At 60.4% G+C, this 24,542-nt stretch carries 7 protein-coding genes; 1 reads left to right on the top strand and 6 read right to left on the bottom strand.

Translation table 11 applies throughout. The features are described from left to right. Window positions 1-366: hypothetical protein (locus ACIP9X_RS12975; protein ID WP_400480162.1), on the top strand; the 366-nt coding region annotated here is incomplete at its 5' end. A gap of 29 nt (window positions 367-395) precedes the next feature. Here the strand turns inward: ACIP9X_RS12975 and ACIP9X_RS12980 are convergent. The 6 genes from ACIP9X_RS12980 to ACIP9X_RS13005 all read right to left on the bottom strand — a co-directional run bounded on the left by ACIP9X_RS12980 (window position 396) and on the right by ACIP9X_RS13005 (window position 24,541). Next, window positions 396-3,011, bottom strand: a complete 2,616-nt coding sequence (locus ACIP9X_RS12980; RefSeq protein ID WP_400480163.1) for a DUF4268 domain-containing protein — start codon at window positions 3,009-3,011, stop codon at window positions 396-398. Window positions 3,012-3,184: 173 nt separating this feature from the next. Then, window positions 3,185-8,743, bottom strand: coding sequence for a DUF3320 domain-containing protein (locus ACIP9X_RS12985; protein WP_400480164.1), 5,559 nt, complete (start codon window positions 8,741-8,743; stop codon window positions 3,185-3,187). Between the two features lie 87 nt (window positions 8,744-8,830). After that, entirely contained in the window at window positions 8,831-11,053 is a 2,223-nt protein-coding gene (locus ACIP9X_RS12990) for a HelD family protein (RefSeq protein ID WP_400480165.1), read from the bottom strand. Window positions 11,054-11,379: 326 nt separating this feature from the next. Then, a complete protein-coding gene (locus ACIP9X_RS12995) occupies window positions 11,380-13,599 on the bottom strand; it encodes a 3'-5' exonuclease (protein ID WP_400480166.1) in 2,220 nt (739 codons plus the stop codon). Next, window positions 13,599-19,658 (bottom strand): DEAD/DEAH box helicase, encoded by a 6,060-nt coding sequence (locus ACIP9X_RS13000; protein WP_400480167.1) that lies wholly within the window; start codon window positions 19,656-19,658, stop codon window positions 13,599-13,601. The genes ACIP9X_RS12995 and ACIP9X_RS13000 overlap by 1 nt, the downstream gene beginning before the upstream one ends. Before the next feature lie 302 nt (window positions 19,659-19,960). Further along, window positions 19,961-24,541 carry an Eco57I restriction-modification methylase domain-containing protein gene (locus ACIP9X_RS13005; protein ID WP_400480168.1) on the bottom strand — a complete coding sequence of 1,527 codons (4,581 nt, stop codon included), beginning with the start codon at window positions 24,539-24,541 and terminating at the stop codon, window positions 19,961-19,963. Window position 24,542 lies beyond the last annotated feature (1 nt).

Below are 24,542 nucleotides of genomic sequence, written 5' to 3' on the forward strand. Positions count from 1 at the left end.
ACTTCACCAACTACAGACTCAGATGCCTACTCGCCGCCGGCGGCCACCGACCCTATCGGAAGAACACCCTCAACCATGCCTAAATGCGAAGGGCCCGTTTACCTGACAAGAACAGCCATCTCAGATGTGGAGGAGACCATGGCCGGAAAGGCAGACAAAGCGGCAGCCGCGATGAAGGACGTCGGACAAAAGGCGAAAGCCGCCACTACCAGACTTTACGTTCTCGCCAAGGACCCGGAGATGCAGGCCAAGGCCGAGAAGCTGCTTGTGGACGGGAAGAGAATTTATCGTGCAGCAACAAGCCCTGAAGCCAAAGAGACCTACCGCAAGGTAGCGGCAGTAATAGACAAGATGCGGAAGAAGTAGCAACGGGCACAAGCCCTGCTAGTTCATCATCAACCTTCCGGGGACTGTTGCGCCAGGTCCGGTTCCCACTCCAAGACGAGTTGATCCTCCGGAATCCCTTGCAGATCCGGGTTTTGCAGGTACTTCGCCAATACCTGCACAAACCTGTCGGCTCTCGTCACGAGCCATTCCACGAGTTTCTGTGATTGGGCTTCATCAAGGAAGTCGCCGGGCCGCCTGCTGACAAGCTTGGAGGCCTTGCGGCCGGGCTTGTCGTCCCACTCCACCTCAAACCCTAGAGCGGCTTCGATAGCGGTGCGCTGGGCAAGTAACTCCCCGTAAAGACCCTTGTCGTTATTGATCCAGAATTGCGCGGTTACGAGCTTGCTCTGCGAGTTAACCGAAAGCGAGATCACACCACGGGAGTCCCCGAGGCTCACGTCATACCAGTTTTGTGGTGACGGTTTACGCCACGTCTTGATGTTGGTCGCATTAGCGAGCCCGAAGTTTCGTACTCGCTCGAAGAAGTCCAGCTGTGCATTCTTCAGCGCCACGTTGTTTTCCGCGCGAGCCTGACCGCTCACCCTATTGCGTCGCGCGGAGATCACATTCTCGTCGACGTCGAGACCTGCCGCGTTGGCAAGCTCCTCTGCACCAATAAATTGGTCGCGATCCGCGCGTCCTTCAGCATCGAATCGAATTCCTTCCTCCTCGAGAACCACCCGTGGGTCATCATTGCGGTCTGGCTCTATCCAACGGAAACCAGGCGAGATGGTCCCGCCACTTTGCAGGACTCGCCAGGCGTTCGCTATCGGATAGCTCGCAAGTATCCCGGCCAGTGGTTGTGGCCAGGTGTTCGCCACGATGGCGACATCCCCATAGGAGCTCCATCGGCCGGCCGGGATCTCAGCTACGACCGCAGCAATTTGGCTGCGCAGAGCTGACGGCTCCTCGCCCACAGCAATAATGCTTTCGTCAGGGCCTGGCCATTGATCGATGATCTTCTCTGCCAATTCGGAGCTGCGCGCGTTGATCTCCTTGGCACCCCATGTGGCGTGCGTGGCAATCGCTTGATTCATCGAAACGCCGCTCTTAGCCAGCAATTCCCGCTTCTCGTGGAACGGCTTGTTGCTGAGCTCGCTGTTGTACCCACTGAGAGTCAGGTTGCCCAAGGTGTGTACGACGCGCTCATGCTCGTAATCAATGTCTGCGTCTGCGTCGAAACCCTCTGCGAACGCTTCCCGTACGGGCTCAGTCATAGTCTGGGGCAAGACATGCTCGATGGTCAGGTGCCTGGGGTCAAGGTCGACGATCTCCTTCGGGCGGTAGGCTTCTTCAAGCCACTGCAGGATTAGTTTTTTCTGTGTTCCACGGCCCTGCCAGTAGAAGGCGACAGCCCGAGCAGCCTCTCGGACCTGCTGATCGGTTGCAAAGTATTTTCGACCCTGCGACAGGTAGTCGCGTAGTGCCTTGTCGATGTCCTCGGCACCACTGATCGCACCAACAGCTTGGAGCAGTGTCCGGTTCAGGTTGGCGGTAGCGCGTCCGATGATGATCCGCCGCACGAAGTAGGACTCGAGATAAGTCAACGCGCGAACCACTTGATCATTGGCAGCGGTGCCGGCGGCGCGTCGGGCGAGGATCTGCATGACCACGGGATATGCAGTGGTCGAACCCCACGCCTTGATTCTGGTGAGGCGCCTGCGAATCTCGGTATGTCTCTCCTCCGCAGGGTTGAGAATTGTAGCGAGCACGTCGCCCAATCGGGCTATACGGACTACCTCAGCCTCTACCTGCTCAATGGTCTTGAGTTTCTCGAGCCGCTTTTGCTGTCCTACGTATGTATCAGACTGTTTTGCCCGTTCGTCGCGTTGAGCGAGATCGAGCCAGAACAACAACTCGAGGTTTTCAGAGTCAAGCTTTTTCTCTAGTGGAAGCCAAATATTGTCGTAGACGGTTTCTGCGCGGTCACCGAGCCTCATGAACAGGTAGTTCTTGAGCAGGTCGCTTTGTGTCAGGCGAAGACCAGTATTGTTCAGGGACTCGAAGATGCGGTGTGCGTTGTCTGACGGTTCGGCGGTAACGACGACGAGCGCGAGTCCGCGGACGACGGCGGCTTCGAGCAGATAGAGGTCGTGTGGATCGTCTGGGTCGTCAGCCGCCGCGATCTTCGAGCGGAAGAATCGGTAGGCGTCGCCGATGGTATCCTCACCGCCGGCCTGAGGAGCACGGTTGAGAACAGCCATATAGGCGGGCCGGTCTGTCTGCGTCGGCATCACCTTGAGTGGCTTGCCATTGTCGTAAACGTTGATGAGGTATTGGGCATCGATGCCGCCAGCTCGGTCAGTTTCCCCGGTTTCGATCAAGTGGTCCCGGAGTGCAGCCAGGAGAAGAGTCAGAGTGGTCAGGCGCTGCTGGCCGTCAACGACAAGAAACTTATTGACGCCGATAGCCCCGAAATCAGGGCTGCTCGCCAGGACGAGGGACCCGATGAAATGAGAGGCCTTCGGGTCGTCGTGAAGGGTCCGCTCCAGCTCCACGACGTCTGACCACAACTGGTCGAGCTGCTTTTTCCCCCACGAGTACACCCGCTGATACAGAGGAACCTGGTACTGCTTCTTGCCTTCTAGAACGCCCGCGAGCGTCCCATTTTCCGCTCGAACCACAAGCGTCTCCTTAGAGTCTTAGTGCTTAGGGATGAGAATACATCGATCGAGTATTCACACCCCGCCCTGTGCGTCTTGAGGAAGGCTCGATGTGCTTGATTTGCTTACCCCCTGCCAATCATGATCATGAAGCGCCCGCCAAGATCGCGCCTGGTGGGCGCTTCAAACACACCTTATTGCGCAGTCTCGTATGAGCCGTCTGGCCGGCGCAGGCAGTAACCCTTCTTTACGGCTCTCCGAAGGCTCCGCTGAAGTGCATTCTGGATATCGGGGCCTCGTCGTGCCCAGCCGAAGACGTTACGGACGGCGACGAGTAACTCTTCTTCTGTAATGACTATTGAGTCGGCAACTACGAGACGTACGGCCTCATCGAACTCTTCAGGCGGGATTGCACCTGCTTTACGGATGTCACTTTGTCCCGTTGGTCGTCGGACGTTTACTGCGTTTGCGCCATCGACTCGGATAAAGCCTTCTTTATCGAGCTTCACTTTCATGCCGCTAACTTTGGCAAGTGACAATGCTCTTTCAATGTTGATTTTGGCGCGCGGACCAATGGCGCCGGCTCCCCAGTGCTCCCGCAACCGAGTGTGAAAGGTATCTACGTGCAGCGGTGCTTCGACGCTAACGACGTGGGCCGCATACTGGATGAGGTCTGTAAGTGCGTCGGCATCTCCCGGTTGGTACCAATACCGGTGCGCAGGCTTTGAGGCGGAGGTGTATGGCACCGTCCAGGCGGGCGGGGCGGACAGGTCTATCTCTTCATACTCCATGGGCCCGGTACTTTCCGCCGCCTGAGCAATAGCAGGAACGCCGTGGTTCCCACTCACAGCGTCCTCAATTGCCTGCTTGAGAGCGATCTCCTGTGTGGACCGGTCTCTGTACCAGCTCAAACCCCAGATCCGATAGATATCCCACCCGAGCCCCCGCAGCACGGATTCCCTCAGGCGGTCTCTGTCACGCGCGCTCTTTGCCGAATGATAAGCGGCTCCGTCGCACTCGATGCCCAGCATGAAGTTCCCGGGTTTGTCAGGATGACGAACCCCTATATCTATCCTGTAGCCACCAGCCCCGACCTGAGACACGGCGTCGTAACCCCATGCCCTGATTACGCGAAGGACTTCCTCTTCAAAGGGGCTCTCGGCATCTCCCACAGATCCGGATATGTCAGAGGCTAAGGCCGCTCGGCCCCGGGCAGCAAAGTCTAGATAATTCTTCAGGTGACGATTTCCTGCTGACGCGCCGTCAGACATGTCTCCAGCATGGAATGAGCTGACTACTTCGACCCTTCGGCGTGCGCGCGTGATTGCCACGTTGAGTCTCCGTTCGCCGCCTTTCCGAGTCAGGGGTCCGAAGTTCATTGCCAGCTTGCCCGCTTCATCGGGCCCGTAGCCAATACTGAAGATGATGATGTCTCGCTCGTCGCCCTGGACGGACTCGAGATTCTTCACAAAGAACCCGCGGAGTCGATCATGGTCTTCCATGAGACCCGTAAGCAGCGGCTCTAGCTCTGCGCGACGTTCAATAGCTTCGGAAACAGCCTCGGCTTGTTGTGTTGAGAACGTTACGACTCCGAGCGAGAGGTCCGGGTTAACGCGGCGGTGTTCAAGGACACGGTCCACGACGCGCTCTGCTTCAATGGGATTCTTGCTACCAGCCCCTCGCTGATAGATACCCTGAACGAATTCGTGATGTACCCCGAGGTCATCAGCTTCCTGGGTGGCGCCAGGGAATGTATTGAGTTTCCCCTCGTAAATCCGGTAGTTCGAATAGGTAATGAGATCTTCATGAAGGCTGCGGTAGTGCCATGAGAGCGGCAGGGACACCATAGCCCCCGAAGCCTTACATAGGTCCAAGACGCTATCGAAGTTGTCCGGTTCATCTTCGTCGTCGCTTTCAATATCTGCAGCCGAGAAGAAGGACGTTGGCGGGAGCTGTCGCTGGTCCCCAGCCACGATCAACTGTTTGCCCCTGTAGATGCAATTGACGGAATCCGCGGGCATGACCTGAGAGGCCTCATCGAAGATAACGACATCGAAGACGAACCCTGCAGGAAGATACTGCGATACGGAAAGAGGACTCATCATGAAACAGGGCTTCAGCCCCTGGACTACAGAGCCGGTTTCTTCCAGCAACCGCCTTATGGGTTTGTGACGGGACTTCTTGTTGGCCTCGTGCGCGATGACTGCCGCAGGGCCGGCCATGCTGCGTGGACGTCGGGCAACACAGGCTGTTACGACGTCGGCGTAAGCATTGACGATTAGGTTTCCGTCCAATTCCTTGAACTGTTTCAGTAGGCTTTCGCGGCCGGACGCACGGTGTTCCGATAGCCTGTCGTCGCCTTCAATGATGCTTTCTACCCAAGGTTCCAGCGCAGCCCTTTCAATTGCTGGCACTACTTGGTCCGCTGGCGCATGGCTGTCGCACAGGGCTGTCAGCGTCTCAGGCACTCCGGCATCGGAAAGAGCAACAAAGAGCCTTTTATATTCGAACCAAACATCGATATCAGCAGCCGGGTTAAAACCAAGGGCAGCAAGGAGTTCCTCTGCGTATTCAAGGTCATGGTTCAGTTCGGCGCTGAGCTCGGTCGAGCGCTCGGCATCAAAGAAGCCGACCAGCTTGTCTCGGGCTTCCAGCCAGGAGGAAAGGCCTTCTGCCAAATCAAGGTCGGAAGCGTCGAACTCCTCAATGAACCGGACATCGTCATCCTCGATTGGTCCTCCGACAATTCTGCGCAAAGCTGCGATCCAGTCGTAGTCGTCTCGCACCGCTGCCCAGTCTGTTTTCCGTGGACTGTATCGCTTGCCCAATACCTCGGAATCGTGCCGCGAACGTTCGGCGGTTTTCTCATCCATCGCGTCCAACGCATCGATCTGCCGGAGAACCGCACTGGCCGCAAGCGGTGTTGCCGTCTCGCCCAGCATCTTCGAAAGTCGGTCCCGCAAAAGTTGGGCGGCCGAAAAGTTCTCCTGGGCCGCCTTGAGAATTCCCAAAATATGAGTCAGTGGCAGATCACCGACCTGTTCATGGAAAACAGTGCCGAAGAGTGCATGCGTGTCGACACCGAAGCGCTCCACCATATTGGCAACGTCTCTCGCCAGAGGGATCAGCTCTGCGTCTGGTGTGTTGGCTTTGCTCAGCTGCCGGGCCAGCGCGGAGGACGCTATGTCGTCTCCGGCCAGCTTCAAAGCCGTTCTGGCAACCTCAAGTGCCTGAGCGATCCTCGCAAAGTCAGTCGCAGTGCCACGGTAATAACTACCGAGCCGAGGCCCATATTCGGGCTCGCTATTAGCGAGATTCTCCTGTGCTGTCTGCCAAGAGATGGCATCACCAAGCATGGCAATGATCTCCTTGTTGACGACCCCGGCAACGGTCACCTCGCGAAGCGTTTTCTTGTCCGCCCGGGCTTGTTTACTCCAGGCTTTCAGTCCTCTGTGTTGCAATTCAAAACGGGCCTTAAGGCCTTTGAGATCCAGTGCGAGGATTTCAGGGCTGAAGGTTGACTCCATTGCCGACTGACGGTCGCGTACGATCGCAGCCAGCTCCCCAAGAATTCGCGCGCTTTCGTCCAGAGCCCCTTGGACACTCGGGTTGATCCAATGTGGCTCCGGCAGGCTGCCCTGTTGGCTGAGCTCTGCGAGTGATGAGAGGGCTAGGCATTTGTTTAGAGTCAGTGATTGCGGTTCAACATCGAAAAGCACACCTAGTTGCTGGGCCTTGTCGAGTAGAGCTTCGAGTAGGGAGGCAGCCCCGGAAGTTCCCAGCTCGATGACGCTAAGCTGGCCGAACGGAAATTGGCTAAGAGGACGACTGAAAATTGCCGGATCGTGCTCAAGGAAAGTTTCAAGCGGGGCTGTAAGGCTCTTGTCGTTCTTGTCCCATCTGTCCACGCAAATACTGTCAATTTCAGATTTTTTGGTCTGGTATTCAACGTCGTCTGCCTGAAGGCCGTCGATCCTTCGAAGAACATCAGTGAATTTGGGCTCGGAATACCAATGCCGGGGAACGTTCCTTCTTGTACAGAGATGGGCGGAAAGATCCGCTCGCGAACGAACGCCGGCAACGTCCAGGGCAACAGGCCAGAATGGAATCTGTGCGTCAAAGAGCCTGACTGTCCGCAGGAGGCGTTCTGTTGCCAGGGCCAGAACGTCCACACACTTCTCGGCCTCCTTGATTTGTGCTTGTGTGAGGCTCGATCCGGCGAGACCTCGCCAGGAGAATGATTCTCCTTCTGCAGCCGGGCCCCACACTTTCGACAGTGATGCGGCGGCAAGCAGGATGTCTGCTAGTGCGTCCGCAGACAGCAAGCCAAGTTTGCTGGGATCCCCAGAAGGGTATTCGCCCACGTTCGCTAGCTGGGCCAGCCGTCCCAAGACATCAAAGAGGCTCCGCCCTAACGGGCTCCGGACCTCGTTCATTGCGTCAGCATGGTCGCTTAGCCTGGTCCGGCTTTTGATGAGCTGAGATCGGTCCGTTTCCGAGAAAGAGCTCTTTACTACCGGGCGGCGGGTGAGCTCAGCATGAAGCGTCTGGACCACCTGCTTACGGGTCGCCTTATGGCTGTGCAGTTCAAGCAGGAATGGATCCAACTGCCTGCTTGTCAGCCGATCGCGCACCACGTCCAGGGCGGCCGCCTTTTCACTGACGAATAGCACCGTTTTTCCTGTTGCGATGAGCTCAGCGATGATGTTGGCGATGGTCTGGCTCTTGCCGGTACCTGGAGGGCCGTCCATGATAAAGCTGCGGCCTTCTCTCGCCGCAAGAATGCACTTTCTTTGACTTCCGTCGGCGTCAAGAATGCTGTGGAGCTTTTCGGGCGGCAGACGGAAATCCAGCTCTTCGTCAGAAACAGGGTCAAAGGCGAACACCTCGGAGTTCGGTGCCTCCGGGCCCAGTGCCATGAGTTGAATCATGCCGTTGGCGACAATCTTGGCTTCGTTTTGCTCAAGGTCACGGTACATAGCTTCCTTGTGGAAGCTGAAAATGGACATGACAACCCGCTCGTCAACATTCCAGTCTGCGTACTGCGCGATAGCCTTGCGCACGCCGGACAGTACCGTCGCTACGTTCAGGTCATCTACCTCGAACTCCGGGAGGTCCAGGCCGAAGTCCCTACTGAGCTTAAGGCCGAGAGCCGTGTTCAGTGCCGGTTCGTCTTCCGTTCGCCTCAACACATACTGCTTTCCCTCCTTGGCTAGACGGACGGGCACCAGCAGCAATGGACTTGAGATTTTCTTTCCGTCAGCGGGATCAATCCAATTGAGCATGCCGTGGCCTAAATAGAGGGTCCATACCCCGCGGTCCGCATATTCTTGTTCCGAGCGTTGATGCAGCCGCTTTGACGTGCTCAGGATTTGGGCAGCGGTTTTGCCAGTGACGCGTAGGGTTCGTGATCCTTTCGTGGGAAGCAGCAGGGCCTGTGCCGATTCACCCGCTTCATCGTCTGCAGGTTCACTGCTGACGAGCATGACGTCGCCCTCCGCCACCAAGGCTTCTACCCCTGAGCAGCCAGGTTCAACGATTTCGAAAGTCCCACTCTTGGGGTGCTGGAAATAGACAAGCCTCTGACGTCTGTCGATCGACAACAGGTCGTCCCGCCAGCGTTGCATCTGCAACGCGAGCTTTTTGTCCAAGACACCATTGCCTGTCGACACGGCTTCTCCTACCTTTCCGCCCCACGCGGAGAATTGATGCATTGCATTCAGCGTCTCGGTCTTTTCGAGCCGATCGTCCACTGAAGGATATCTGTCTAGTTGGTCTGCTGAGTTTTCAGTCCAACCTACGGCTGGAGCCTCAATTTTGAGTCAAGTTCTGCCGAGTATTCACTCCTCCGACGCGATGCGGGCCAGCTCTTCGACGACAGCTGGAACCAACTTGGGCGGCACGTTATCCCGCAGCTGGGACGCGAAGAACTTGGCCCAATGCTCAGCCATCGCCTGCTGCATTCCATCCAGGCGGGACATCTCCGTCCCCACAAAACGTTCCGGGGCAGCGCCAACAGTATGGGGTTGGACGACGTCGGAGACAAGGGCATCTATTAGCGTGATAGTAGATGCGGCATCCGGGATAGCGGAGTTGGATCCGGGAGCTGGATCATTCAAGATCTTTACGTCGGCTTTGGATGGCTGTCGCGGCTGTTCAGCGTCAACTGCCATTGATGGCTCAGGTTTGTCCGAACCGCCAAGAATTTGCGGCAACGAGCCCGAAGGATAAATCACGTCCAGATGAGTAGTTGTTCGGGTCAGTGCGATGTACAGCATGCGTTCGCCATGCGGCATTGCCAGGATTCCCGCCGGATCAACCACCAGGACGGCGTCAAACTCGAGCCCCTTAGCATCCTCAGGCGTAACGAGATTGATGGCGGTGGACAGCTCACCTTCGGTTGATTCGCTCCACTGCAGATCATCACTCCGGAATGCGGTTCTAAGCTCAGGCCACAAGTATGTCGGGGCGATCACGCCGACAAAGCGCCCCCGTCCACTATGGGTGAATACGGATCGCGATACTTCGAGGGCCAGTTCCTCCTGGTGGGCGCCAACGAATCGGGGCTCGTAGTCAACTTCCCTCAAGATGCGCGGAGGGGTTATTGAAGGTGCGGCTGACCTGAGCACCGGCAGGGCGACGTCAAAGACCTGCTTCGGCACCCGGTAACCGTGCTCAAGCTCCACCACGCGGGTGCCTGTGCTGTCCGCTGTGCCCTCACTGAGAATCTGCGCCACATCGTCCCAGGAATCGCGTGAGTACGGCCCGGTCGACTGAGCTATATCACCGACTACGGTCATCGATCCGTTTTTGGAACGTCTGCGGATCGCGCGAAGCTGCATCTTGGACAGGTCTTGTGCTTCGTCCACCACAATGTGTCCGTATGTGCGTGGTGACTCGCGCATTAGTGCCTGCGCCTCATCGAGCAGGGCGAGGTCGGCGACGGTCCAAGCCTCATCTCCTACTTTGTCTGATTGCTGCCGGTACAGCAGCTCGATCTCTTCCGACGTCAGGTGCCCGTAGGCAGCCCGCTTGAGCCGTTCCCTGGAGCCAAGGAGTTCGCGCAAAAATTGCTGGGGAGTTATCTGCGGCCAGATCTTTTCGACCTCCGCTTCCAGAGCCCGTACATCGAGAAATTGTTCCGGGGCAACCTGACGGATGTTGCCAAGCAAAGGGGCACACAGTTCGACGAGCCGCTGCCTAAAGCGACGGCGGCCGTCAGCAAATGTCTCGAACTGCATGTTACTCAAGACATCGGCGACGGAGTTTGCAGGGAGAGAAACTGTAAGGACTGTATTTCGTCGTTGAATTCGTACGTCGGTGGCCGGAACTCGGATGCGTTGTTTCAGCCCGTTTTTCAAGACCTGGCTCATACGTGCCGAGCCCTTAACCTTCGCCGTCTCAGTTGAGACTTCCCCGCTGACACGGACGTCGTTGGACAAGAGGTTCTGCAGTGCTTGCTGGACGACATCGTCGTCTCCGAGATCGGGCAAAACCCTTCGAATGTACTTGGTGAAAGTCGGATTGGGTCCGACGACCAAGACATCCTCTGGCGGCAATTCGTACTGATAGTTGAAGAGGAGCCACGAGACACGATGAAGGGCCACCGCCGTCTTGCCAGTGCCGGGACCACCTTGTATGACAAGGAGCTGGTCCGGGTCCGCGCGAACAAGCTTGTCTTGGGCCGCCTGAATCGTCTTGACGATATCTGTCATTTCCGAGCCGCGCTTGCGGCTCAAGGCCTGCAGGAGGGCATCCCCCATATACGTGTGCTCGTCGAGCTCGCTAACGGCTTCGGCCAAAGCTTTGAAGACTATGTCTTCGAAATCGAGAATCTTGTTCGCTGGCGCGTCGAAGACCCGCTTGCTGCGCAGCCCCATGGGATCTCGTATGGAGGCCTGATTAGCTACCGCCGCGGCTGGGGCCTGCCAGTTTACGACCAGGAGATTCTTGTCCTCATCGAAGATGGCAACCTTACCGATGTACAGTCTGTCGCCGTCTTCAAAGTCAATGCGCGACAGCGCAATCGGGTCATCAGGGGAGGCAACCCTGCGCTTCTCCATGGCTTGCCTATAGGCACGCCGTTCAACGGCTGAACCCGCCGAAGCCGTAGACAGGGACCAGGCTGCGTCCTGGCTGTCACGGTACTGCTTCGCTCGATCGAAATAGGACTGCTCCCGTTGAAGTTCAGCCGCCTTAGAGAGAGATCCGACGCCGGCGTCTACACCCACTATTGCCCCCAGTTTTGTCGGCCCCAATGGGCCGTTCTAGCTCAGTAACAATAAAGTAGCTGGAACGGCCGACAATTGTAGAAAGCCATGCGTTGTGAGGAGGTAAATTCGCAACGTAAACGCCCCAGCTTGCCCACCCCGGTTCAGTAACGTCCCAGCTAGGAACTAACTCCGAGCAGTTCCGACGGCTTCCCGCTCCACGAAACCACCAGTTCGTCACGTGCCCTAGTTGCCGCGACGTATAACAGCGACCGCTCCTGTAACAGGGCATCGGATTTTTCGGCGTCGCCGAGATCCTTAAGCGCCCACTGCAGAGGCATGTTCGCCTCCCCCACGCCGAAGAGGACGATTTTGGAGAACTCCATGCCCTTGGCACGATGCATGGTCATCACAACGGGCTCGCCGGGATGCGCCTCTTTGTCACCGGATACTTTCTGGGCAGAGACTCCACGCTCAAGCAGTCCGCTGACGACGAAGTCGACCTGCTTGCCCGAGCGCACAAGTACGCCGATGGTTTCCGGCGCGAAGTCCGGATCAGTGGTCCATGCCTTGATCCAGTCAGCGGCGTTATCGAGCTCCTTCGAGAGCGATTCCTTGCCCTCGAGCTGGGGGTGCGGCCCGCTTCTGGCCGACCGGTAGTCTGCGGACTCCTCCGCCGTGTCCTCAATGTCAGTGAACGGAATCCCAGAGAGGAGACCGACGGCGAAAGCGAGGTTCTGGGCCGTCGTCCGGTAGTTGAGCGTCAAACGCCGCGAGCGCCCAACGATCTGGATACCAAACCTGCTGAGGGGCACCTTCTGCCCATAGATCCGCTGGTGGGAGTCCTCCGCGATGAACAAGTCGTTGGCACCAGGTGCCACCAGTGCACGCAGCAGGAGCCAATGGCCGGCGTGAAAATCTTGAGCCTCATCAACAATGACGTGGTCGAAGGGGCGGTCCCCTCCCCCAGCGGCCCGCTGATCAAGGACCGCAGCGGCCAGTGCTGCGAGTTCCGGGTAGCTCACGGCTCCCTTGCTCCGGCAGATCCGCCGATAAGCCTCAATGACCTTCCAAACCTCGATCCGTTTCATCCGGTTCAGGGCCGTTCCGCGACCTCCTCGCGGAACGGTCAGGTACCCGTCTCTTTCTGTTACTGAATTCGCAAGGACGATGGACAGGTACTCCTGTCCGAGGAATGTGGGGTTCGCCAGAGCGGGCTCGAGCTTGTGCTCCACCTGCTCGAGGGCCTCAGTCCATTCCTTGTCATTCGATCTGCTCGTCGCCGCGGCATCGGGAGCCCCCAGCACAGCACCAAAAGCGCCAGCTTGTTCTTCGGGTGTCGCCTTTGACCAGACCTGGGCGGCAACAGAGTCGATACCGGCTACAGTCACCGGAGCTTCAGCGAGCTTGTCGCTCTGTTTCAGTGCCGGATCCAGACGCCCCACGTTCTGAGCCAGACTCTCGGCCAGCGTCTTAGTGAACGTGGTCAGCAGGATGCGCGATTCCGGGTACTGGTCTGCCAAGTGTTTGGCACGATGGATCGCCACCACGGTTTTGCCCGTACCCGCCCCGCCGGAAAGCCGAAAGGCTCCGTTGCGGTCCTTTACCGCGTACTGGGCTTGGGCTGGGTGCAGGAATACCAGCCAGTCCTGAAAACTCTCGTTGTTGATGACGTACTCGAGGTCTTCGAACCCCTCGGCATACGTAAACTCAAGCTTCGAGGCGGGGTGCTTGAGCGCCTCAGCGAGCTTCTCATCCTCGGACTTCGTGGGGTCATCGACGTAGTCGCCAATCCCCAGGCCTTCTTTGACTTCCTGGAGGGACTTCCCTGCCTCTAGGTCAATAAGTGCAAGACCCTGCCATTCCGGGACTGCTTCGTCGGTGACCACCAGTTCGAACGCTTCCACAGAAGCTGCCCCGATCGCAGCTGCGCCTGTCCGTTCGGGGATGCCCAGCTCCTCGAAAAGGTAGGACGGCGTGTACCCGGCCTTGTGGAGACCGTTCTCATATGCGGGACCCGTGGCTGCAGGGGGAACCGCGGCGGCCAGCGGCGGGGGCGATGACCCCTCTGCCGGTGCACTGATGAGTTCAGCAATACCACTAACAGGATTGACGGTCAGAATGCTCGTCTGCGCCTTCTTGATCGCCTCATCGTGGTTGAAGGTCCCCGCATAGACGTAGTGCGGTTCAGTCCCAGCATTCAGCTTAAAAAGCACCGCCCGGAACTGCTGATCAACGCGGCCTGTGCGCGCCCGGGAGTCCTTGTAGGTTTTCATCGGCTCGATGTGGAGGCCGGGGGCAGTGTCGTCTTCCTGAAGCTTGTAAAGAAAGTCCAGGACCTTGCCCTTGAGCGATCCGTCGACCTTGTTGGCGCCCTTCATCAGGGTTACCGATGCCATCAGTCGTTCTCCTTCAACTTAAATGCTTTCAAAACTTGCGAAGCATCGCCGGCCACAAGTGTCCAGCCTTCATACTCGCCCGCCGGATCGAAGACGACAGCCAGTTTGCGCTCCGGCCAAGCAATGTCCAGCGGTGTCCCATCCTCAAGCTCGTACCCGAGTTCGGGCAGCGGCAACTCGTCTACTTCGGCGAGCACTTCCAACAGTTTGCGCTCTGCTGGCGTCGCCATGTCGAGAAGGTCCTGCCATTCTGGTTGGAGGTGCTTACCCAGCGCTCCGGGTTCCATAATGACCGGGACGGAGGGCATGGCCAGAGTGACCGCGCCGATGGCCGGGGCTGTCCGCCTGAATCCGAGCAGGTTGCTTAGACGCAGCCATTCCCGCCACACGTTTTTGTATCCCGGCTGCGCCACTGCTTCGTCCCGTCCATCAAGGACGAGCACGACGTCGGCGCTCACCATGAGTGGCGACGTCAGGTTCGCAGCGCACCGGAGAGGGCCTTCCGCATACATCCAAGCGCGCCCAATACCCAAGTCCGGCGCCGCTTTCGGCTCATCCAAAGTGGCCTGCACAAAGTTTGGAAGATCCACAACGGATCCATCGAACCTGGTGCACTTGGCCAGCATGAGCAGAGGGATGGCATCGGACAGGTCCGCCCATGCGTCGCTGTTCGGTTCCCGGATCCACTGCCACAGTTGGCTCATGGCGTCGGACTTGACAGCGGCAAGCAGCGCGGGCTGAAGGGGTACCGTCCCCTTTTGCACGATGGTGGCCGCCTTATCAGTGAACCACGGGGGCACCGACTGCCCATCGCCGGAGAAGGCATCGATGTCCTCCCATGTGATGGCCCACGGAACAACACCAGCGGCCCGAAGAGCTTCCCGCTTGGCCGCATCGTCGGCCACGCGGTTGTGCTCAGGGGACGCGTGAAACACGTAGCCGTCGGTGTAGATCGCGATCTTCGGAATGTTCGGGTCCGCCGTTGAAAGGACGAAGTCAGGGCGGGTACCGTGAATGTCGACCTGGGGTTCGAGCCACCAGATGTGTTTGGCGCCCGGTAAGCGGAACTCCACCGTGTCGGCGCGAACACCGGGGGTGACCTTAACGTTGGCACCGACGGCGGAAAGCCTGTCCACGAGTGACTTGCGGAACTTGACCTCGAGGTGTGACTCCAGGGCCGGCGCGGGCGGCGGCACCTTCGAGACGGTCCAGCCCTCGAAGTTGGGATCACCGTCGTCGGGAACTCCGTCACGCCCCGCCAGGATGCTGCGCAAGAGACGCTCCGCGGTCACGCGTGCCACCTTATCCACGTTCCAGGGGGACGCGAAGGGAAGGAGGCAGCGATGGCAGGCGAGCCGTTCCTCGTCGCGGCAATCGCAGCTCCGCACCACATCCCATGCGGCCCATAAGAGGTTCCATACCTTCTCCGGCTCGGCGAATTCGGCGAGGTAGCCAGTGCCGCCGGGGACTTTGTCGTGCAGGAGCAGAGAGACGGCGGTGCCACCGTCGGCAGGCTCGTTGATCGGCACTGCGGCGATGTGGTCCGGGGAGCCACCGATCACTTCGCGGAGGCCGAGGAGTAACGCAGCGGTCAGGCTGGGGAGGGCGAAATCATCCCCCAAGACGCGACCGGCGGGGAGGCGGAGGGCAACCCCCTGCGTCGCGAGGACGCGTGCGAGCGCCACCTCTGCCACGTGCTCGTCGCCGGACTTACGGTACTTACACCAGAAGCGGTGCTCATCAGGGTTGTTTGCACGCCCGGCGGAGTCCAGCTTGCCGCAGTACGAACAGACCCGAAACAGGGGCGCCTTGGACTCGTTGCCAGCGATAATCCGGGGCGCTGCGTTGGCAGAGGCACGTCCCAGGTTGAGCCACCTGAGCTGTACCCGGTTCGCGTATTTGGCGCCGAACTCAAAGTCCTCGAGGAACCATTCGTCGGTGAGGTGCTCGGGATCGATGTCCGCTGCGAGGAGCGTATTAAAGCGTTCCTTAACACGTTGGTCAGAGCGATCACCGATGGCCACCTCGTCGCGGCGTACCTCTGCTGAGACGTTCTTCATGACCACAACGTCGAATTGCTGGCTTACGTCGGCGATACCGCCGAGATGGCACCGGCCACACGACTTGGCCGGACCTGCGGCGTCCACGTCGGTGTGTATCCACCCGCACTCCGGGCATGCCTGCCAGCGCTGGATGTGGCTCTGCTGTGGGCCGAGGTCCAAGGCGTCGATCTTTACCTCGAGGCCACGCGAGTAGAACGTTGCACCCGGGGCAAGCTCGTTGATCGCGATGGCAGCGCCGCGCTGCAGCGAGATCGTCTCGGTGACGTAGTCCTGGGTTTCGACTTCCTGCCAGGTCACACCGATGTCGAGATTCACCGAGTCGTCGAGGAGCGTGTAGTTCGGCAGCAGACCGTACTTCTCGAGCACGGAGATCCAATATTCGTCGCGCAGGCCGAAGAGCTGTCCCCGCAGCATGCGCTGTGTGGCCTCGGCGGATTTAGGGGCACGCTTGTCCTCGTCCGTGGCCGCGTTGGACTCCGCCATGGCCTTAAGCTCGGGCATCGCCTTCTCGATATCGTCGATGCGGGCCTTGAGTTCGTTGCAATCGTCGGCCCACAGCCTGGCGGCCCGGACCACGTGCTCCGCAAGCTCGCTCGAACCGTCAGCACACGGGGTAGCCCAGTCCCGAAGCCTAACGGCGCTGGCGGGAGCGAGAAGATCCCCGAACTGGCCGAGGAACTCGCTGATATATTCCTCCGCTTTGGAGTGCGCTGTCTCGATCAGATCGCCAAGGAAAGTTCCCGGTCCATCCCCGGCGAGTGCGCCGGCGGCCTTGCGCGGGTGAGGACGGCCGGCGTCGCGTGCGAACCTGTCCACCAGGTGGGCCAGGTACTGCCTCTGCAGGATCTCCTCGGCGTCGAGAAATGTGGCCGGCGGACGGACCTGTCCATTGATCACAGAAAGCGGGTCGTGAAGCTTGGGCAGGTGCTCTCCACGTCCGCGCGCGTAGGCGAGGACGAGTGAGTTTCCAGTGAGGCGCCCGGCGCGCCCCACTCGCTGCAAGTAGGAAGAAACGGACGTGGGCAGGGAGGCTAGCATGACGCAGGAAAGGTCACCGATGTCGATGCCCATCTCGAGAGTAGGTGTTGCGACCAGTACGTTGGGCGCCTGCGGCGTCTGCACCGAGGCTTTGAACTCATTCTCAGCACGCACCCGCTCCTCATCAGGCAGCAGTGATGTGTGCTCCTTGGCGACGACGCGCTTCGGCTCCCGCGCTCCGTACAGCTTGAGATAGAAGTTCTCCTCCTCCGGCTGGCGCGCGAGCCTGCCGGGGCATCGAACATATAGGCAGTGCGCACCGTCGAGCTGGTCCACCACGGTCGCCGAACCTGGTGTAACCGCACGGCACACGGAGCACGCGAGGAAGTGGCGGCCCGCGCCGAGTCCCTCACCTGAGGGTGCCTGAAGAAGGATCCGGTCGGTGGGAAGCGCAAAGATCGTGGCACCGTCCTTGGCCTGCACGGTCTCGAGCACGCCTTGTCCGGCGAGCTGCCGGAATAGGGCCTTGGCCACAAAGGTGGCATCCGCCTTCGGGATGCTGAGGCACAGCGCGGTCCATCGCGTGTACCAGCTTTGGGCCTGGGCTATTGGGGCCATGTATCCGGAGTCACCGCCGCCGAGCCGCGGGAAGGCTGGCTTGGACCGCCCGGAAGGGAAGGCGGGCATACCCTCGCTGCGGCGCCGGCCGCCCCACACCTTCCAGCGCTGGGCTTTCTCCCCGGCCTCGACCATGTAGTCGTTAAGCCACTGGTGGCGGACGCCGCCCTGGGTGCGGACGCGTTCGACGACGCCGCGCACCCACGCGAGCAGCGCGCCGTCGTCTGTGAGCTGGTCTTCGAGGCCAAGTGTGCCGGGCACCGCCTCGAGCGAAGCACGGGCGACTGCGAGCATCGCGGGGGGTGACCCGGCATCGGTCTCGGCCACCATGCTGCCGGTGAGCTCGAGGGTGCGGCCGAGGCGGGATTGGAGGCCGAACTCGAGGGAGGCGTCGAAAAGGACGCGCTTCTCCGCGTTGCGTGTCGCGTTCCGCTTCTCCAGTGCGTTGGCCTCCGGATCCCAGTAGGCGCGGAACTGCGGCCTGTCGGCGTAGTCGGGGGCGATGAGCTGGTACTTGCGGACGGGAGTGGCCGCGTCCGCAATTGCCCTGTCGACCAGCTGCTTGAGGGTAACGACTCCCCCGTCCGGTGCAGCAGCCTCGAGCGCCTTGCGGAAGGCGGCTCGCAGGGTGAGGATGTGCGAACGGGCTTGAACGAAGCCGGCACGGTGGGCGGCGTCCTGGACACTGTCGGTAAAGACGAGGGCCTTCTTCTCCCCCGAATCGAGGCCATCGGCGCCGAAGAGGTTTGAAATGCTCACGGAGAGCATGGTGGCGATGGCGCTGCCCAGGAAGCGGATGCCGTCCGCCGTTTGGCAGGCAGGGCAGACCTCGCGCTTGGAGTCGTCGTCCGCATCCTGGCCCCGGAGCATGAGGACGGGGACGATGTAGCCCTCGTGGGCCTCGGCGGTGTCCTCGGCGGGCGGCTCGTGCAGGATGCTGCGGTTGACCGTATCGAGCCAGACGAGGCTGTCGGCGATCTCGCCCTTCTCGGCGCGGAGGGCGTCCTCGTTGGGGGCGTGGATTAGCGCGCGGAAGCGCGGGTTGCCGGTAGCCTGCTCGCGGCGGATCTTCGAGTCATCGTTCTCGAGGTCCGTGCCTGTGGGGCCAAGGACGGCGCCCCACCCGGAGCGGCCGCAGTGGCGGCAGAACACTGCAGGAAGGTAGAGGGTCCGGTCGGTGTGGGGGCCGTCGTCGCCCCAGCGGTAATGGTGCTCACCATCCACCGACTTGTCGAGGCGGGACAGCTCACGCACCCAGAGGTGCGTCTCAACGGAGATGGCGTTGCGGTTGGGTTCGGGGACCGCGCGGGCGTGGCTGAGGAGGGCCACGAAGTGGGCCATGAATTCTGTGTGCCGCTCGGCGAGAGTAGCGCGGCGGCGGGGACCGCCTGAAGTGTTGAACTCGCCGAAGACGCTCTCGGCCAAGTCGGCGAGGACGACGGCGTCGCTCGCCTCGTGAAGCACTGCGCGGGTGAGCGGATGCTTGCGGATAGCGCCAAGAAGGTCCGCTGGCTGTTCGCCAAAGAGAAGCTGGGAGACATGCTCAATAATGACCGCATTAGTGTCGTCGGCTCCTACGCCGAGAACCGCCTCGATGGCCTTGCCGATGTCCTCAATACCTTCGGCAACGCGGGCCAGCTCAGCGGCAGGATCACCGGCCCAGGCCTCGCACCAAGCATCGATGCTGAGGCGGGACTCGGTAACGACCGCGTCGTCAGGGAAGGTTTCTCCAAAGACAGTCTGGGCAAAGCGGAGCATGGGCTCGGACTCGCCCTTCGCGCCGAGCGTCGCAGAGGTCGCAACCGGTGTTATACGGCCGAGCGGGCGAGCCCGGTCCTCCTCGGTCGGGCCGTGCGGAACTGTGCTGAGGTCTTTGGGCCAATAGCTTTTGAGGGCGAGGCCGAGGCGGCGCAGGAGCATTGCGACGTCGGTCCCCTGGGCTCCGTCGTAGGTGTGGAACTCGTCGAGGACCACGTACTGCAGCGAGGTGGCCGACTGTTCCCAGATGGACGCGTCCTCGCTGCGGAGCAGGAGCATGTCCAGCATTTTGTAGTTGGTCAGGAGGATATCCGGGGCCTCGCTGCGGAAGATCTCGCGGGTATTGATGAGCCCTGCCGCTGAGACCTTCGTGTGCTTCTGGCCGTCCTTCCGGCCTGTGTAGATGCCTGCGGTGATGCCGCCGAGTTCGGGGTTCTCGGTGAGCAGGCCGGCGAGACGCTGAGCCTGGTCGTTGGCGAGGGCGTTCATTGGGTAGAGGATGAGCGCCTTTATGCCGGTTATGCCCGCAGCCTTGGCCCTTAGCACGTGGTCGATAATCGGGTACAGGAACGACTCGGTCTTGCCGGAACCTGTGCCGGTAGTGACCAGAGTCGGTTCGGGACGGCGGAATGCGCCGCTCATGGAGGTTGTGGCTGAGGTTGTCCGAACCTTCGACGTCAGCCGCTGAAAGGCAAGAGCCTGATGGCCGTAGGGTGCGAATCCCTTGCACCAGTCGAGGCTCTCGCGCCATCCATGCGCCGCTGGCTCGAACGGAAGTCTAAGGCGCACGAAGGGACCTTTGAAGATTCCATCCTGCGGATCCTCCAGGAACCCTTGCAGGCCGTTGCGCGCGTCCCGGTCGGTTAGGGCAAACGTTGTCGACAGGTAGTCAATCAGCCCAACCTGAAGCTCCTCGACTTGATGTGTGGGCAGGAGAACGGCCATTAGCTCTTCTCCGATAGAAGCTTCTCGAAGTGTGCGTAGGCCTTCCGCATGTCGTCTTCACGGTCGTACGAGGTGAACGGGAACTCGAAGACGTACTCAACCTTGCTCTGCGGATGAGTCCACGTTCGCTCCTCGAGCGTCAAGTCCTCGCCGCGGTGCCGATGCAGCTTGCTCATCTCGCCGGGGACCTTGCGGCCGTTTCTGTCGTAAAGATCGGTCTGCTCATACCCAGAGAGAACTGGAAACTGTGAGCGGTAAGCGATACACAGCTCTTCAACGGAAATTCCGAGAATCAGGGCTGAAATTACATCGAGCCTGATCATTCCCTCGCGCCTGTCCGCGTCGGCTACTCGTATTGCTTTGCGTTCCCACTCGCGCCCTAGGCAGTCGCGGTAGAGGTCGGAATAGGCGCGGGTCAGACAAATCAACCCGGCGGCTTCTTCCACCAAGTTCTCGCGAAGCGGGTGAGTTTTTACGGCCGGGAGACCAGATATGAAACCAGGGAGGAGGTTTGCCACAGCCGCTGCCTTACAGAGGAAGTCGACCACAGTACTCGACCACATTCCAGCTACGGCAAGGACATCCTTCGACTCCTCCAAAGCAACGGCTTGCACTCCATGAATATGTGCCGCCCCCTTAGGAATTACCGAAAGGTGCAAAGTTCGAGCGCCGGTAATACTCGCCATCATTCGCCAAACAATTCGGTAGGAATCTCGTGCGGAATAGCGCTGGCCGTCAGCCGCCGAAACGCGCGGGTAGTCCAAGTTGTAGCGAGTCCGATCGCCAGAAGGCTGATAGCTCGTGCGAGGGATGAAGTCTTCCGGGAGGGCTTCGAGGTCTATCTCAGTCCAGTCGAGGTTGTTCTTCATGGTCGGGTTGGGCTGCTTCGCGAACGGGTTGGCCACTGTGAAGTGGGGTCCCTGCAGGATCACATCGTCCCAAGACTGAGGCACAGCAGATCCGACCTCGAAGTAGCCCTTCTTGCGGTCGATCGACTCATCCCAGCCGCGCGAATACTGGAGGCCCAGCTCGCGAAGACGCGGCGCCTTGCTGAGCTTCTCCAGAACCTGCGAGCTGGCGCGGTTCACGGGGTAGACCATACGGGCTTGGACTGGTGGCGTCCCGGGCTCGTCGAGGATGTCCGCCCATACTGTGAGGACCGATTCGTCGACATCGATGATCCGTTCTGGATGGGGCCGGAGGTCCCAATTGCCCTCGTCGTCCTTCAGCCCAGGCACTGGTCCTTCGCCATTGTGGGCAAGGGATCGTACAACAGTGTCCGGATGATACAGGGAGGCGGCCATCTTGAACCGCGGGCTATTTCGGCGGGGACCGTAGACGTGAACCCCATACGAGACCAGATGGTGGATCTCGAACAGAGACAGCTCATTAATGAACTGCCAGTGGCGCCGCAGTCGGCGATAGGTCTCCGCCCGCAGCATAGCCGCCTTCTTCTCGGTAAAATGCGACTCGGGATGGAGCAGCGCCGCTGCTCCACGCTGTGAAGCTGACTTCCACACCCGTTCCATGAAGACGCGATAAAGGTCAGGCTGAAGTCCCGCCAAGAGCGGATACACGGTCGGATCACCGACGAACCCGGCCACCTGAGGGACGACGATCGCGCTATCGACGAAGTACTCGCGCATTCCATCGAGGGCCAGTGTTGCCTCGCGTTTCAAACGAATCTGAGCCTGCGTGGGCTTCTCGACCAGCTGCCACCAAGGATCACCTTCTGCGAGAAGCGCGGCCTCATCGGATCGCGGCCTGACCCACGGCGGATTTCCCACCTGCAGGTCGAAACCACCGCGCCGGAAGACGGAGGCGAAGTCCAGCTCCCAGTGGAAGAATCCCTGGTCTCGAGCTACGCGGTCGCATACGGACAGCCATCGATGTTCTGAGAGCAGATCCTGAACGTCCCTCGTCAGTGCGAGCTGGAGGTCGGCGTGCTCGGCGTCGTTCAGCTCGTCCCAGTTTGCACCCGCGCTGAGGGCGCGCTGGCCCACCATCCGGGATTCCTTACCGGTTCGACCGAGCAGGGCTTCTAAAGTGTCGAGCCATTGGTCGAGGCTCGGCGGGACGACTCCCTTCGTGGCTTGGTCCGTCAGCGGCCAGAACCATAACGCGTTCCAAGCGTCCATCACGCGACGGAGTCGCCGGTAGGCACCGTTTGGGTCGTTGATTGCCTCTTCAATCTCGGCACGGGTGACCGCTCGTGTGGTTTCAACAGGCTTAGGCGCCGCCGGTTTGCCGAAATAGTCGATCTCCCGGCGCGCTTCCTGATCTGCAATCTCAAAGCGGCGCAGCGTGAGCTTCCACAGAGACTCGACCCGTCGGGAAAGATTGAGCAGGCGGTCGAGCTGCTGCTTTGTCGGCTTCGCCCGCACAGACTTGCGCCACGCCCCGAGGGCCTTCTGCGCGTCGCCGGCGAGGTCCTTGACCTCCTTGGCGTCCGAGGCTGCGCCCCACCCCTGAGCGGGGAGGAGGAAGTGGTGGACCCGTCCGACCACGGCGGGGTCGTCGTCGTCCGTCCCGAGCCCGGCAACCAGCCCGCTAACGGGGGCGTCCTGCGGAGTCGAGGTGAGCCAGGACCTGTCCCTGACCTGACCGGCAGAGTATGTCGCGCGGCGAGCCCCAATAAGCGAGTTGCCGCGGCGAAGCCGGAGGCCGAACCACGGCGCCTGCAGGCCCGCCACCATCGTGTCCAGCCACAGGGACACCTCGGCGAGCTCCACCGCCGTCGCGTTGAGGTCTACGCCGTGCACCTGGTGCAGCGCGATCTGGGCCTTTACCTTCTGCAGCTCGAGCGGGTACTCGTCGGCAGGGATACGGACGTCGAGCTCCTTCTGCTTGCGCTCGAGGTACTGCGCGGCGAGCTGACGCACGGCTTCAATCGCGAACGCGCCAGAACCGAGGGCGGGCTCACAGACGGTGAGATTGAGGACCTCGTCGGCAGCCGTCGTCGTGCCGTTCTGGTCCAGTAGTTCCTCCAGAGCCTGGGAGACGACGAACTTTGTCAGTACCTCCGGCGTGTAGTACGAGGCCGACTGCTGGCGTTCGCGCCCGGCAAGCCGGAAGACGAAGGTGCCTTTCTGATGGAGGACGGGCTTGGGCTGTCCGGTGATCTCGTCCTGGGTCATGACGAAATGCTTGGCATCGATCTCGGCGGAGCGATTTACGGGAACAACCCATGAGCCCTTGGACGAGTCGCCGTCCTTGGCGACCTCGTGGAGGTCCTCCTGCGCAATGAAGCCTGTGTAGGACATGAGTCCCTCGTATACAGCCCCGAGCTGGTTGACGCCGAGCTCGGCGTAGGAGATGAAGCCGCGGTCCTTGCCGCGGGCCTCCTTGCTCAGCAGGAGGTGCTCAAGCACCTTCTGGAGCGGGGCGTTGCCCAGCTTGACCCCGTCAATGTCCGCAGTCCGCAACGGCGAAAAGAGATCAGCTTCGAGGTTCTCGAAGGTGAGCGCGTCGTCACTCTGCGTCGGCCGGTGGCCCGCGTTCACCAGGGTGAAGAGGAGGTTGAGGGACTCGTAAAGATGGGTTCCGCGCTTGGCCTTTTCGGAGGTGATCGGGTTGAGGACGAGCTCGCGGATTCGGTCCAGGCCGTAGCCCTGGTCGTATTGCTCGTCGCCGACGGGGATGACTCCCATCTCCGGCGAGGCCTCGGCGTAGAGCAGGAACAGGATCCGGTAGAGGAAGCGCAGGGACTGGCGTGCAAGCGACTGGCCGTCGACGTCGTCGTTCGACATCCCTGCCGCGGCGCGGCGGGTGAGGACGTCGTTGGCGATGATTTCGATGGAAAGCCGGATGCCCTCGCGGAGGTCCTTCGAGACGCCCACGGTGTGCTTGACCGAGGACTCGATGACGCCGTTCCACCAGATCTGCTCGTTCGCGTCCGGGTGGAGCGAGTGGCGCCCGAAGACGGCGATGAAGCGGTCCAGCTCGCCTCCGCGCTTGGTGTCGTTCCGTTCGACGGCGAGCAGCCCGTCACCGGCGAGGTACCTGCCCTCGGGCCACCGTTCCCGCTCGGTGAGGACGAGCCAGCGGCCGGCCATGAGGACTATGAACTGCGGGGCCTCGTCGGTCTGGTAGAGCTCCGAGATGAGCTTGCTGGCCGAGTAGTTCGCTTCCTTGTCATCCACGAGAGGCTTCTGGAGGAGGTCGCCGCGGTCCTTGGCGAGGGCGTCTTCGAGGGAGTCGGCAGGCTGGGCTTCAATGAAGAGGACGTCGTTGTTCGGTGTAGACCAGACGTTGTGGGCCAGGAGTTCGGCACCGCTTCGTTCGGCCTTGAACGTAGTGCTCGTGCCTTGGAAGCCAAGGGCTTGGCGCAGGTCCTGGTAGACGCGAGAAGCGTTACCGGGCTCCTCGGCGAGGGTGCCGAGGTCGATCTGGAGTTGGCCGCGTGCCTTTCGGAATCGGTCCAGCGGGGACTCGTGGCCTTCTTTGGACGTGTCGTCCCATTGCTTGCGGAGCTTGAGGACTTCGGACTGGAAGGACTCGCCGGCCTTGGTGGTGTCTGTGGTGAAGAAGTGCTCGCTGACGAAGTCCTCGCCGACGACAAACGAATCGAACGAGGGCATC

Source organism: Arthrobacter sp. NPDC093125 (genome assembly GCF_044754225.1).
Lineage (GTDB): Bacteria > Actinomycetota > Actinomycetes > Actinomycetales > Micrococcaceae > Arthrobacter.